Annotated in this window: 10 protein-coding genes; 1 reads left to right on the top strand and 9 read right to left on the bottom strand. The window is 49.2% G+C overall.

What is annotated here, in order from left to right; genetic code table 11:
- Positions 1-231 precede the first annotated feature (231 nt).
- Together METMI_RS25050 and METMI_RS0122105 are read right to left on the bottom strand one after the other, a co-directional pair.
- Positions 232-2,616, bottom strand: a complete 2,385-nt coding sequence (locus METMI_RS25050) for a sensor domain-containing protein (protein WP_019868481.1) — start codon at positions 2,614-2,616, stop codon at positions 232-234.
- A gap of 116 nt (positions 2,617-2,732) precedes the next feature.
- Entirely contained in the window at positions 2,733-5,393 is a 2,661-nt protein-coding gene (locus METMI_RS0122105; protein ID WP_040572818.1) for an MMPL family transporter, read from the bottom strand.
- A 390-nt stretch (positions 5,394-5,783) separates the two neighbouring features.
- Between METMI_RS0122105 and METMI_RS0122115 the strand changes: the two genes are divergently transcribed.
- Positions 5,784-7,562, top strand: a complete 1,779-nt coding sequence (locus METMI_RS0122115; RefSeq protein ID WP_019868484.1) for a calcium-binding protein — start codon at positions 5,784-5,786, stop codon at positions 7,560-7,562.
- 57 nt (positions 7,563-7,619) lie between these two features.
- On the opposite strand, the gene METMI_RS0122120 is transcribed toward METMI_RS0122115, so the two are convergent.
- The 7 genes from METMI_RS0122120 to METMI_RS0122150 all read right to left on the bottom strand — a co-directional run bounded on the left by METMI_RS0122120 (position 7,620) and on the right by METMI_RS0122150 (position 14,719).
- Complete coding sequence (locus METMI_RS0122120) at positions 7,620-8,912, bottom strand: adenylosuccinate synthase (protein WP_019868485.1); 1,293 nt, start codon at positions 8,910-8,912, stop codon at positions 7,620-7,622.
- Between the two features lie 16 nt (positions 8,913-8,928).
- On the bottom strand, positions 8,929-10,116 hold the full coding sequence (locus tag METMI_RS0122125; protein WP_019868486.1) for an ATP phosphoribosyltransferase regulatory subunit: 1,188 nt from the start codon (positions 10,114-10,116) through the stop codon (positions 8,929-8,931).
- An 87-nt stretch (positions 10,117-10,203) separates the two neighbouring features.
- On the bottom strand, positions 10,204-11,064 hold the full coding sequence (hflC, locus tag METMI_RS0122130; RefSeq protein ID WP_019868487.1) for a protease modulator HflC: 861 nt from the start codon (positions 11,062-11,064) through the stop codon (positions 10,204-10,206).
- Positions 11,061-12,293, bottom strand: coding sequence for an FtsH protease activity modulator HflK (hflK, locus tag METMI_RS0122135; protein ID WP_019868488.1), 1,233 nt, complete (start codon positions 12,291-12,293; stop codon positions 11,061-11,063). The genes hflC and hflK overlap by 4 nt, the downstream gene beginning before the upstream one ends.
- A 284-nt stretch (positions 12,294-12,577) precedes the next feature.
- Positions 12,578-13,840, bottom strand: coding sequence for a ribosome rescue GTPase HflX (hflX, locus tag METMI_RS0122140; RefSeq protein ID WP_019868489.1), 1,263 nt, complete (start codon positions 13,838-13,840; stop codon positions 12,578-12,580).
- 47 nt (positions 13,841-13,887) lie between these two features.
- A complete protein-coding gene (hfq, locus tag METMI_RS0122145; protein ID WP_019868490.1) occupies positions 13,888-14,133 on the bottom strand; it encodes an RNA chaperone Hfq in 246 nt (81 codons plus the stop codon).
- A gap of 100 nt (positions 14,134-14,233) precedes the next feature.
- Positions 14,234-14,719: a protein YgfX gene (locus METMI_RS0122150; RefSeq protein WP_019868491.1), complete on the bottom strand. Its 486-nt coding sequence runs from the start codon at positions 14,717-14,719 to the stop codon at positions 14,234-14,236.
- Between the last annotated feature and the right edge of the window lie 79 nt (positions 14,720-14,798).

Raw genomic sequence — 14,798 nt, forward strand, 5'->3', positions numbered from 1 at the left:
TGTCTGGCCTTGCTGATATTCTGGTTTTTGGTTATTGCCTGAATTGGGCAAGCGGAGAAATGTTTGCAAATTGCTCTATAAAAGTAATTACTTGAAATAGACGGGGAAACAGCTTTTAAGCAGTAAAACCAGTTAAGAAAAATACGCCAGTGCTGCATAGTATATACAAATGATGGCTGGCAATGCACCCGTTTTAGTAAAATTGGCCGCCCGGGAAGAAAATTGCCTGAATCAAAAAATGTCCCTATCAAAAAGATCCTTGTCAAAAGGGGATGTCGGCAAGGGTTTACGTTGGCTGCTATTCACCAGGAATTGTGCTTCCCTAGCCAGCAAAACGGACATGTCAGAGACTGACAAGGGCTTGCTGAAAAAATAGCCTTGGATAAGGTCACAACCCCGATGAGTCAGGTATTCGAGCTGCTGCTCGGTTTCCACCCCTTCGGCAATAATTTTTTGCCCTAAAGAATGCCCCATTTCGATAATCGCCGAAGTCAGGCGGGCGTCTTTGGACTCAACGGTCATTTCCCTGATAAAGGACTGGTCTATTTTCAGCACGTCAATGGGGAAACTTTTCAGGTACGACAAGGAAGAATAGCCCGTCCCAAAATCATCTAGCGCGATTTTGATGCCCATTTTTTTCAGCCTGGTCAACTGTAATTCAATTTGCCTAATGTCCCCAACGAGCATGGATTCGGTGATTTCCAATTCCAAATGCTTGGCATCCAGATGCGCCTTTGTCAACGCGTCCTCCACCGACTTGATGAAGTTATTATCGTTAAACTGCCGTGCGGAAACATTGACGGAAACCTGTTGCAAGGGGTATCCGGCCAATAGCCATTGTTTCATTTGTTGGCAGGCGGCCTGCATGATCCATCCCCCAATCTCGATAATCAGGCCAGTTTCTTCGGCAATCGAGATAAATTTATCGGGGGGTATGATTTTGGTGCGCCCCGCGCTTCCTTGGAACCAACGGATTAAGACTTCCGCACCAAAAATTTTTCGGCTGGAGGCAAAATACTGGGGCTGGTAATACAGTTGCAATTCATTTTTTTCAATGGCCTTACGTAAGTTCAACTCCATGAGCAAACGGTCTTGGGTGGCGGTCGAATAATCTTTTTTATAGAACTGATAGTTGTTGCGCCCCTGTTTTTTGGCTTCATACATGGCTATATCGGCATGTTTCAGCAGTATTTCCGTCGTCAAACCATCTTCGGGGTAGATGGAAATGCCGACACTGGCACTAATGAAAACTTCCCGGGTTTGGATATAAAACACTTCCGACAGTTTTTGGATAATCTCGCCGGCGATCATGGATGCCGAATAAATCGCCTGCTCGTGGGCGGTTTGGTTAAGCCTTAACAAGGCAAACTCGTCGCCGCTTAGGCGCGCCACCACATCTTCATCATGCATGATCGACAGCAAGCGTGCCGCCGTCTCTTGCAACAAGATATTGCCGGAATCGTGCCCTAGCGAATCGTTGACCGTCTTAAAGCGGTCCAGGTCAATAAAGAAAATGACCGCATACTGATGGTTTATTTTGGCAGACGCCAAGAATTGGTTTAGGCGGCTAAAAAACACGCCACGGTTGACCAAGCCCGTCAAATCATCATATTGGGCAATCTGTAATACACGTTGCTCCGATTGTTTCTGTACCGTTATATCAAACATTGAGGCAAAGTAGCTCACATCCTGGCCTTCCTGGGCGATGGCGATAATGTCTAACCTGACCGGGAAGGTCTTGCCGTCTTTATGCCGGCAGTGCAATTCGCCAGACCACAGCACTTCCTGGTCATTGTTAAAAAAATCCGCCCGGATCAGCGCCAGCTGGTCATCAATAATGATGGATAAAGGCCAATGGTCTATTTCATCAAAACCATAGCCGGTCAATTTTGTGAAGGCAGGGTTAATCCGGCTAATCCTGAATTGCGCATCCAAAAACAAAAAGCACAGATGGGAGACTTGAAACGCCTGTTCCACCTGCCCAAGCCGGTTTTTTTCGGTTTGGTCAACAAAATGTCCGGTAATGATCAGATGCGAACGGTTTTGCATGGCATCAAAAACCGGTATCCTGCTGATTTCCAAGACTTCGTTTTTATTGTCCTGGCGGGTGATGATCCGGGTTTCCTTAACCTTATGCCTCAAATGCCAGGCACTTTTGTCCTGGATGACACTGAGCCGCAAAGCACGCGAATTGCTCTCCGGATAGTTTATCAACTCGTCATCCGTCTTATTGAAGTAACTGGCATCCTGTAAATTAAAACTGAACAAATAGGCGCGGCTGGCGCGCAACCAGCGCCCGTCCTTATCTTTAAGGCAAAGGAAATCGGGGATGTTTTCAATGACCCTTAAATAATCAATATCTTGCGGGGAAAGGTCAGGAGGTTCGTCAGCCCCCCCAGCATCCGGTAGCCCATCGTTATCGTCAACAGGCCTAAGCTGTTGCCGGAAATGGCCGTACAATAAAAACCCGATAAACAAGCCATTTAATGCCAACAAACCCTCTATCAGCCTGTTTTCATACGGCAAGAACCCATCGGGGATAAAATTTGCCAGCAACAAATAGCAAACAATCACCACGCAGAGCACAATTAAGCATAAAGCTACCTTATATTTCATAAGCATAGTTTACCGTGAGAAGAGTTATCACCCGACACCCCCATTTGCATGAGATTTTAATTTAAGGCAAATTCCCAATGCCGTCCCCAACCTTGGCAGCGTGGCCATTTGCCCGACTATAAGCCCGGACTTATGTCTTTTAAAAGCAATTTGCTGAATACGGGCAAAATGACAAAAGTGCTCACCATAATCCAGAAAATCCCCATGGTGATCACTAGGCCCATGCTCGCAATGCCTTGATGCGACGAAAACGCCAAACCGGCAAAACTGGAACTGGTTGTCAAGGCACCGTAGAACATCGCCCTGGCGGTGCTGGACTGGTAGATATTTTGCTCTTCAGAGACGGAGTGCCGCAATTTTTCAACCATGTGTATGCCATTATCCACACCGAAACCCAACAATAGCGGCAAAGCGATAATGTTAGCAAAATTAATCGGGGTATGGGTCAGCACCGTACTCGCCATCGTAAACAATCCGGCCAACACCAACGGGGTCATAATCAACAAGGTGTCGGTCAAGTTACGTCTGATGCTGAACAATACCAGGGCAATCGTAATTAACGCAATCGTAATTGCCTGCTTAAAGGCACCGATCACCGCTTTCATCGATTCCCAATATAAAATGGGCAGGTCGGTGGCCTCAGGTTCCAGCGATTGCACGTCGGTAATGAAGTTTTCCAGATCCCCCAAATCATTCAAGTCCTTTTTCGGGTAAATCTGGATGCGGTACCAGCCGTCTTTACTTAACCAACGCTCCGTGATGTCGGAAGGAATGTCGGCAAGCGTGACCTCGCCTGCATCAAACCCCCCTAACAGTTCATCCATCACCTGCGGCAAGGTGCCCAACAAGACGGTTTGTACTTTATCCATAAACACACGGTTGTATGGCTGCAAACGTGTGCCGTATTCGAGGAGCAGGCCTTGCAACTCCGCTTTAAAGGCGGTCAAGGCGGCAATTTCCTGACCATCGGTTTTTTTAGGCAGGACGGCATCAATCGTTTTCAACAAATGGGAAATGGCCGGAAGGGGATTATCGTCCATTTTCAAGGCCGGGAATTCGCGGGTTTGTATCCCCATCGTCAAATCCATTTCTTCAATCAAGGCCAATTTTTCTTCCTGCTCGGTAGGCTGGAAATCAAAGAGGCTAACTGTTTTGTCCACGCTCGCCAGCTTGCCCAATTTTTGTTGTAGGGCCTTTGTTTTCTCGGCATCCTTGACCAAAACGGTCAAGGTCATCGGCGTCGTGTCTTTGTCTTGCGTCAATTTCCTGAACGCCACCACCGACTCGGTGTTCGGGTCACGTAGGTTTAAGGGGTTAAAATCCGTTTCGACTTGGGGCACCAAAATAGAAGCAATGACAGCCAATATCCCCACGCCGATAGCAATCGGCTTGGCATGATGGAGCGTCAATAAAGCCAATTTTTCCGGCAAGTGCTCAATGCTTGAATATTTGCCAGTATTGGGCAAATGTTTAATTTGCGTTGGAATGATTTTGAGCATGACAGGCAAAACGATTAACGTCACCAACAGGCAGATAAACAAGCTGGTGCCGGCCAGCAAACCCAGTTCAGACACCCCCTGGTAATCGGTCGGGATAAAAGCATACAGGCCGATTGCCGTCGTCCCCGCACATAATAACAACGAGGGGCTTGTGGAAACCAAAGTACCGATGATGGCCCTATCCTTATGGATATGATGGCCGAGATTGTCACGGTAACGCAGACAAAAATGTATGGCGTATTCGACCCCTAGGCCGATATTAGAGACCGCAAAAGCGATTGAAATTAGATTAAGCTCCTTAACCGCAACCGCCGCAAACGCACCACAGAAGACCATGCCCAGGGCTAGGGTGATTAGGGTGGCAAGCGTTAAAAATACTGACCGGTAGGCAATTAACAATATGCCTAACACCACCACGACCGAAAAAAGGCTGGCATTGAACGTCCCGGTGCTCATCCCCGCCAATTCGTCATCTTCCAGGCCAACCTCCCCGGTGATCCGCACCTTGACTTCAGGCAGACCCGCTTCCTGGATTTCAAGCACCGCTTTACGCACCGCGTCAATTGCACTTTCTGCCGGACGGATCTTGGCATAATCAAATTTGGGCCTGACGATAATAAAATTGTTTTTGGCGGTGAGTTTTTCACTGGTGGTGATCAGCTCTTCCCACGACAATAAAACGTTGCCGCCATTCATGGTTTCATGCAAGGCTTTGGAAACCTTATTAAGTAAAACGGGCAGATCCAAGGGTAACGAGCCATTTTCATCCGAAGAAGTTAGGGCATCGTCAATGATTGAGAAAAAGCCTGACAAATGTGTTTCCTGGGAAATCCTGCCGATAAAAGGCTGGGCTTCGGACATAGTCGCCGATAAATCTTGCAAATCCGCCTTATCAAGATATAGCAGGCCATTGCGGCGGAAAAAAGCGTTCTCGTTCGGCGTATAGACCGAATCAAAATTGCCCTTATCAGCACTTAGCAAGCGGCTTAGGCGTTGGGTGGCCGATTTTGTCAACTCCGGCGTATCGGATTCCACCACCAGCAACAAGGTGCGCATATCCTGAGGGAAGGCCTTTTCAAACTTTCGGCTGTTTTGCTGGAACGGCGCGTCAGGTGCAACCAATTCAGTAGTATCGGTATTAATGCTCAGGTTATTGACGGTATATGAAAACGCCACCACTAGAAACACACTGACAACGAACAAAACGATCAAAGGATGTGCAATGCTCCACCTCCCCCAACGGGAAAGTAAGCCTGCATTAAAGCTGGGAAATGACATATCGGACGGTTTGTATTTTAAAAATTGATAAGGCGTTAAGAATAGCCGAAATTATTACTTGGCGTTAAATAATCTTGGTCAAAAAAATGCTTTGGGAGGTTATATCCATTAGCTGGCATCCCCTCCCCACACTTTGCCCGCAGTAAAGGGTAGCCGCATTGCCATCATTGGCCACCACGGCCAAACCCAAAGTTATTGCTGGCCCGTTAGCCACCCTGTTTTTGTGAAGCACACCCACAAAATGCAGGCGCCCCCAAAGACACTTTGGATGCGGCAGCTGCCGGAAAAAATATCAAAAAAAAACCAAACTATGAAAAAATACCTTCCATCTTGGGACAATGGCAAAACCTAGTCCAATTTTCCAGCAACCACCTCTCTCCAGGATCAAATATGGCGGTCTATAAAGGCAACAACGGCACCAATATCTTTAACGGCACACTTCAAGACGACATCCTATATGGCTATGGGGGGAACGACATCCTCAACGGGAACAGCGGAAATGACATTATCTATGGTGGCAATGGCGACGATACCCTAATGGGGGGAGCGGGCAATGACCTCTTATTGGGCGGCACGGGTACCGACACTTATCTCTTCGCTAAGGGCGATGGCAAAGATAAGTTAATTGACGGTGACAATAGCGCCGATCTCATTAAGTTTACGGATGCCGCATCAACCGATGTGAAAGCCGCACGAAGTTATGATTATAGGTTGCTGCTGAGCTATGGTGGCACCGACCAACTGACCTTTAGGTCGTTTTTCTCCACTTTAAACTACCACAACAAACAATTTCAGTTCAGTGACGGTGTCATTTGGGGATGGAAAGAAATCAAGCGTGAAGTGCTGCAAGGTACGGATGGCAATGATTTCCTCCAAGGCTTTGACAATGAGCACAATAAATTGTTTGGGTTGGCCGGGAATGACAATATAAATGGTGGCAACCTCAGTGATACGCTGAATGGCGGGTTGGGCAATGATAGGTTGACCGGCTTTGATGGCGACGACATATTGATCGGTGGCGCAGGCAATGACCGGTTATCCGATTTTGCGGGTGCGGACACCTTCCTTTTTGCGAAAGGCGATGGCAAAGACAGCCTGCTTAGCTTTGAACAAAATGGCGCCTCAAATACCGTTAAATTTACCGATGTGGCCTTAAGCGACCTCACTAAAATTGACCATTTTTTAATTCATGGCCTTGCTATCCACTATGGTAACGGCGACATCCTTGGCATATTTAACCAATTTTACTCAAAAACCTATCAAATCGACGAATTCAAATTTGCGGGCGGCACAACCTTAACAGGCTTTATCGTTGGCACCACCGGAAACGACACCCTGACGGGGACAGCGGCCAACAATGCGCTTGCCGGGCTTGAAGGGGCGGACACCATGGACGGGGGGGCGGGCAATGACTTATATGTTGTTGACAATATTGGCGACACCATTACCGAGACGTCAAACCTGGCATCTGAAATGGATACGGTTAACAGCAGCATCACTTACACCCTAGGGAATAACGTCGAAAATTTGAACCTGATCACCAGCAGGGCAATTAACGGTTTCGGCAACACATTAAACAACGCCATCAAAGGCAATGATTCTGCCAATATGCTGTCCGGCGATGCGGGCGCCGACACGATAACGGGTGGCAATGGGGCGGACAAACTGATGGGCGGGTTAGGCAAGGATAAGCTTATCCTTACTGAAACGGTCGCCGCGAAAGACCAAGTGGTGGTCGTGGCCGGCGACAGTTTGCTTAACGCATATGACACGGTCACCGGATTTAAGTCGGGGGACGGGCTAACGACAAGCGATAAGGACCAACTGGGCTTGTCCAAGACATTGATTGCGGCGGATATTGGGTCAAGCAATGGTGTTGATGTGGATACCCTTCACAGCCACCATATTGCCAACGGCATCATCAGCTTTGATGATGTGGATAATTTTGGCCAGGCGCTGGTATTGTCCGCCCAAAATGTAGCATCAGCGTTCAAATATCTGCAAGCGAACCTCACCGCCGGAGAAACCGCCGCCTTTACCGCAGCGGGCAACAGCTATGTCTTTCAGGACAATGGTACGAATGATACGGCTGTGGCCTTAATTGACATGATCGCCAGCAACCTTAACACAACTGGCTTGGCCGTAAACGGGATTTGGTTAGTTAACTGATCGCCCTTGCCAATAAACGCCCGACCCATTTTCCAAAACGGGCGGGCGTGGCATAAGTCAAGAAAACGGATGTTCAAGGACTATCGTTTCATCACGGTCAGGGCCGGTCGACAGGATCGTGACCTTAATCCCGACCAGCTCCTCGATACGCTTGATATAAGCTTTGGCATTGGCGGGCAGTGCGTCATAATCCGTGGCGCCTGCGGTAACGCCGTCCCAGCCTGGCATTTCTTCGATAATCGCGTGGCATTCCTGATAGGCATCGGCCCCCAACGGGGCAATGTCAGTGACTTCACCATTCAAACGATACCCCGTGCAAATGCCGACTTTTTCCAAGCCATCCAGCACGTCCAGTTTGGTCAGGCAAATGCCGCTCAAGCTATTCAGTTTTGCCGATTTGCGCATCGCCACGGCATCAAACCAGCCCGTGCGGCGTTTACGTCCGGTGGTCGCACCCACCTCAAAGCCTTTGACGCTTAAGTGTTCGCCGTTGGCATCGTGCAGCTCACTAGGGAACGGGCCGTTGCCGACACGGGTGGAATAGGCCTTGGTGATACCCAACACATAATCAAAATCCAACAAGCCTACGCCGCTGCCGGTCGCCGCACCGCCGGAGGTGGTGCTGGACGAGGTCACATACGGGAAGGTGCCATGGTCGACATCCAGTAACGCGCCTTGCGCCCCTTCAAACAAGACATTGCTGCCAGCGGCTTGGTAGGCATAGAGTTTTTCGCTGACATCGCACAGCATGGGCTTAATCAGCTCGCCAAGCGCCAAGGCTTCATCCAAGGTTTGTTGGTAGTCGATGGCATCGGCGTGGAAATAGTTGGCCAGCATGAAATTGTGGTATTCCAGCAAGTCCTTAAGCTTCTCGGCAAAACCTTGTGGATTTTTAAAATCACCCGCCCGCAAGCCCCGGCGCCCGGCTTTGTCTTCATAAGCCGGGCCGATGCCGCGTCCGGTGGTGCCGATGGCTTTGCTGCCCCGCGCCTTTTCACGGGCCTGGTCGATGGCGACATGCACAGGCAAAATCAAGGTACAGGCTTCGCTGATCAACAAACGGTCACGGACATTGACCCCCGCTTTTTCCAAGATTTCAATTTCTTCCATCAGGGCATTGGGCGACAAAACCACGCCGTTGCCGATCAGGCATTGCACATTGCCATGCAGTATCCCGGAAGGGATCAGGTGCAATATGGTCTTTTCACCTTTTATGACCAAGGTATGCCCGGCATTATGCCCGCCTTGGAAACGCACCACAGCCTGTGCCTGTTCGGTCAGTAAATCGACCAGCTTTCCTTTCCCTTCGTCACCCCATTGAGTGCCGATGACAATGACATTTTTTCCCATGATATTTCCAATTAATTTAAAGGGCTTTGACAACCCAGCGTTGCTGTTCTTGTACTAAAATCGCGGTGCAGCCGTATTCGCCAGCCCCGCCTGTTTGTCCAGGCAATTCTTGGATCACCGCCCGTCGCTGGGCACGCAAATCCCTGATGCTTTCGGTAAGCCCGGCATCATCGAGATAGGGGGCGAAAATCAATTCCCGCGGCGGCATTTGGAAACTTTGCTTGCTCAAGGCTGACAATAGCTTTAAGTCCGCGCTGAAACCCGTCGCCGGACGCGCCCTGCCAAAGACTTTGCCAATATTGTCGTAACGCCCGCCCCGAGCGATTTCCCGACCTACCGTTGGCACAAACGCCGCGAAAACAATGCCGGTGTGGTAATGGTAACCACGCAGTTCCGCCAAATCAAAGCTGATCGCCAAGTTAGGGAAACGCACGGCAAGTTGCCCGGCAACGGCGGTCAAATCCGCCAAGGCTTGTTTGACCGCGGCACTGGCTTGCGCCAACACCGCGCTGGCTTTATCAAGCACCGTTTGGCCGCCGTTCAACTCCGGCAAGGCCAAAAACATGTGTTTAAGCCCATCGCTAAGTGCGTAACCGTCCATTAACTCAAGCAATTCCGGTTTGGCCTTGCGTTGCAAGATGGCGAACAATTCACTTTCTTGCGCATCCGATAGAGCCGCCTGTTCCGCCAAAGCGCGGTAAATGCCAACATGCCCCAAATCCAGATGCACGTTTTGCAAACCCGTAACCGCCAGCATTTCCAGCATGAGGCAAATCACTTCCAAATCGCTTTCCTTGCCCCCGTGGCCGTAGAGTTCCGCGCCAATTTGCAGGGGGCTGCGGGTTTTTTCCAGGGGATCGCCACGCGTGTGCAGCACCGTACCGGCGTAACACAGCCGCGTCGGCCATTCATGTTTGAGGTTGTGCGCATCAATGCGGGCGACCTGCGGGGTCATATCGGCGCGGATGCCGAGCATTTCCCCGCTAATTTGGTCGGTCAATTTAAAGGTTTGCAAGTCAAGGTCATGGCCTGCACCTATCAATAAGGAGTCCAGGAAGTCGATAAACGGGGGGATGACCAGGTCGTAACCCCAACAGGCAAAGCTATCAAGCAGCTTGTTGCGCAGGGCTTCCAAATGCTTGGCTTCTGCCGGTAAGGTTTCTTCAATACCTTCGGGCAACAGCCACGAGTCTTTTTGTTGCATGTTTTTTTAAGTCCCACTCAAACAAAACGCCCCGCATAGACGGAGCGTTTTGGTGTTTTGATAATTCTATAAGGCGGATAGCTTACTTCATTTTGTCTGTTTCTTAAAATATTGAAAGAAATCAGAGTCAGGATCAAGCACCATCATGCCCGAATTGGAGAACGTTTTTTTATAGGCACTCAAACTTCGGTAGAACGTGAAGAACTCCGCATCCTGGCCGTAAGCTTGGGCATAGATTTCCGCCGAGCGGGCATCCCCTTCGCCGCGCAGTTTTTCGGCTTCCCGATAGGCATTCGCCAAAGTGACCACACGTTGCCGGTCAGCATCCGCCCGGATCCGTTCCGCCGCTTCCGCACCTTGCGAACGGAATTCCCGTGCCACCCGCTCGCGTTCGGCTTCCATCCGGCTAAACACCGAAGCGCTGACTTCATCCGGCAAGTCGATGCGCATCACCTGCACGTCAATGATCTCCATTCCCAAACTAGCAGCTATGACCTTGGAATTATTGATTAAAATCTCGCGGATTGCGCTACGGTCAGTCGAAACCAATTGTTTGATGTTGCGTTTGCTAAATTCTCCCCGGAACGCATCCTTAATGATTTGATCGAGACGCAAATTGGCTTGGTCAATATCGCCCGCCACTACAGTGTAAAACTTGGTGACATCGCCGATGCGCCATTTCACAAATGAGTCAACGATAACATTTTTCTTTTCGGCGGTGAGAAACCGTTCCGGCCTGGAATCCATGGTTTGGATACGCGCATCAAACAATTTGACGGTGTTGATGATGGGCATCCGAAAATGCAGGCCCGGGGCATAATTGCTTTCAATGATTTCACCAAACCGGAATTTGATGGCCTTTTCGGTTTCCTTGACGGTAAACATGCTCATCATGGCGGCAATCAGCAAAGCCCCTGCAATGCCTGCGGCTATTTTATTCTGTATCATTGACGGCCCCTTGCATCACGGCCACGGCTAGTGGCACGGTCAATACTATGTTCCTCTGTAGCAACCGCTTGTGACGGTGCCGGTGCCGGCACAGACTCACCACTACTTTGGATCGGATTATTCTGTGGTTGGCCGGAAGGTTTATGCTGCATCAGTTTATCCAATGGCAAATACACCATATTGTTGCCGCCTTTGACATCAATCATCACCGTGTTGGTTTCAGAAAACACGGATTCCATTGCTTCAATGTACAGCCGTTTACGGGTAATATCCGGGGCTTTGCTGTATTCGGTATAGAGCTTGGTAAAACGGCTGGCCTCACCTTCCGCCTGGGCGATCACCTGTTCCTTATAACCTTCGGCTTCCTGCAGCTTTCTGGCCGCCGCACCCCGGGCTTTGGGCACGACATCATTTGAGTACGCTTCAGCTTCATTAATCAGGCGTTGTTCGTCCTCACGCGCTTTGATGGCATCGGCGAACGCGTTTTGGACTTGTTCCGGAGGCTGGGCATCCTGCAAGTTGACGCTGGTGATCTGGATGCCGGATTTATAGCTATCCATGACATCTTGGATTTCTTTCTTGATTTGCGTGACGATTTCGCTGCGGCCTTCAGTCAGGACAAAATCCATTGTGCTACCGCCGATGACGCCACGTTGCGCGCTTTCGGTGACTTGCTTCAAGGTCGCGGCAGGATTGACGATATTAAAGATAAAGTCTTTGGCATCTTTCACTTGGTACTGCACGGCAAGACGGACATCGACGTAGTTTTCGTCTTTGGTCAGCATTAAGGCTTCTTTAGGCACCGAACCACTTGCCTGTTCACTGCCCGCGCTGCGGTAACCCACTTCAATGAAACGTTGCTGTTTGACGTTGACAATATTGACCTGCTCAATAGGGGCGGGAATATGCCAATGCAAACCTGATTGGGTAATACCGATATATTTGCCAAAACGGGTTTCAACGCCATGATTCCCTTCATCGACAATGTAAAAACCGCTGATAACCCACAAAACAACAGCCGCTCCGGCGGCAATGAAACCAATGTTCTTCATCGGCTTGCCGGAATCTGCCGGGGAGCGATCCCCGCCACCACTGCCACCACCGCCGAATATTTTGCCTAATTTTTCTTGTAATGAGCGTATTGCTTCATCAAGATCAGGGGGGCCATTCTGGTCCCCTCGCCCGCTCCAGGGGTCTTTTTTATCGCCGCCAGGTTCATTCCACGACATATTTTGCTCCATATCGGATTATTTTACTTTGATAAATTCCGCAGAATGCGGTCGACTTTTAACAGGCTTCAATCCATTTCCGACTTTGCCCATCCGGAATAAGGGGGCGGGTTAACCTAACATAAAGCCCGTTAACCCAATCCAACCCATTTAGCCGTAGGAAGTTTGATGCGAGCCATTTTTCATGCCTAGCAATAGTGTCCTGGTATTCTAACGTAAATAACTGAAAAGACGAAAAACACGGGGTAAGCGCTTATTTGCCCTATGTCACTGGGGCATTGGCATTAAAGCTCTTCATTTCTTACGTCTTTCAACAACCCCAAGTGCTTGACGTCCATTTGAATGACCAATTGGCTGGCACCCAGGTCATCAATATGCTCGTCAATTATTTTTGCGCAAGTAAATAATTTGGCACGGATATCGCCTTGCCGGGGGGTTAAAAAGCAACGGCGGGTCACTTTAGTGCTGGCAAACAACTCAACTAAGACTTGCACCAACAAATCCAGCCCTGCCCCCGTTTCTGCCGACAACCAAACCCTGATGGGGTTGCCGGCATCGTCCCGATCAATATGCGGAAGCATGCCTTCCAGCAAGTCAATTTTATTGAACACTTCAATTTGCCTGACGTTATCCGCTTTAATGTCGGTTAAAACCAGGTTGACCTGATTGATTATCGTGTCACGGTCATCACTATGGGCATCAATGACATGGAGCAACAAATCGGCTTCACTGGCTTCCTGCAAAGTCGATTTGAACGCCGCGACCAATTCATGCGGCAAATGGCGGATAAAACCGACGGTATCGGCAAGGACAATCTCGCTATTGTTAGCCAAGCGCACACTGCGCAGGGTCGGGTCCAACGTTGCAAACAATTGGTCGGCCGCGTAGATGTCCGCCCCCGTGAGTTGGTTAAATAACGTGGACTTTCCGGCATTGGTATAACCCACTAACGAGACGGTAGGTATTTCGGCCTTCTTCCGTTGGCTTCGCCCTTGATGGCGTTGCTTTTCGACTTTATCAAGCCGTTGCTGGATTTGCTTGATCCGCACCGCCAACAAACGGCGGTCGGTTTCGAGCTGGGTTTCGCCCGGCCCACGCAAACCAATACCGCCTTTTTGCCGCTCCAAATGCGTCCAGCCCCTTACCAGCCGGGTGGACAAATGCTTGAGCTGAGCCAATTCGACTTGCAACTTGCCTTCGAAAGATTGCGCCCGTTGGGCAAAAATATCCAGGATAAGGCCGTTCCTGTCAACGACACGCACTTCCAGATATTTCTCCAGATTGCGTTCCTGACTGGGCGACAAGGGATGGTTGACTAAGACGACATCGGCTGAATAGCTCTGGACAGCGGCTTTTAGCTCTTCCAGCTTACCCGTACCCATAAAATATTTGGCATCGGGGCGTTTACGGCTGCCAGTGACAACATAGACAGGATCAGTTCCGGCTGACTTAGCCAGTTCTTTAAGTTCTGATAAATCTTCCTGCCCGGAATGAAAGGTCAGATGAACAAGAACAGCCCGTTCACCTGAATCGGGACGGTCAAACAATTAGTGCCTCATTGGTCAGACAAAATGGACGGGTAAAAAATGGGGCGTTATTCTTCACTACTGGTTTCCTCACCTTCGCGTATCATCTTGACGGCCTTACTGGGCACTATCGTGGAGATGGCATGTTTATAAACCATCTGGCTGACGGTATTTTTCAGCATAATGACGTACTGGTCAAAGGAATCGACTTTACCTTGCAACTTGATGCCATTGACAAGAAAAATGGATACAGGAGTATGTTCTTTTCTGAGTGTGTTTAAAAAATTGTCCTGCAAATTTTGGCCTTTTGACATCCGATTTCTCCTTATTTTTATAGAAATGCTGGTTAAGATAACTGCAAATATCAGTCAATACAAATCATAATCTGGCAAAAAAAGCGTGCTTCTTTGTTGCTTAAACAGATTTTACCAATAGATCCGCTGACTTGCTTTTAATTTTATAGGTGGTTCTCAGTTTAACGACAAGGCCGCGATAGCCGTCCCGACCCAAGCTATCAGGCAATATCAACAAGGTATGCCTGTCCTTTAGCTTAATACCGTTAAACACATTTGAACGGTTGATATGGGTATCGTTATCTTGAATTTCAATATGCAAAAATAATGCAAAGATTGTAATGACCGTGTCCGGCAATATCCGCACCGCAACAAACCTATCCGAATTTGCCATTTCCCATCCCAACGCTTCACTATGCCTAAGTGTTTGCCACTTAAATTTACCGCCCGCCACGGCTAACCGGTAATGGGCCGCCAGCGCAAGCGCCACCAAACCTTGCACCAATAGTGGTAAGGCATTTGCGAAACTTGCACACAATGCCAGCAAATGGGCAAACACCAGCACTGCTTTCAAACGGCCTGAAGGCCTTAGATGAAAAATAAGCATTATTGTTTTGGAGTTAAACTTGTTAAGCCAGCCGGAAAAGGGCTACAAAACCATTACGCCCCAAAATGGGCAATATTTA

This window comes from Methylovulum miyakonense HT12, from assembly GCF_000384075.1.
Taxonomy (GTDB): Bacteria; Pseudomonadota; Gammaproteobacteria; order Methylococcales; family Methylomonadaceae; genus Methylovulum; species Methylovulum miyakonense.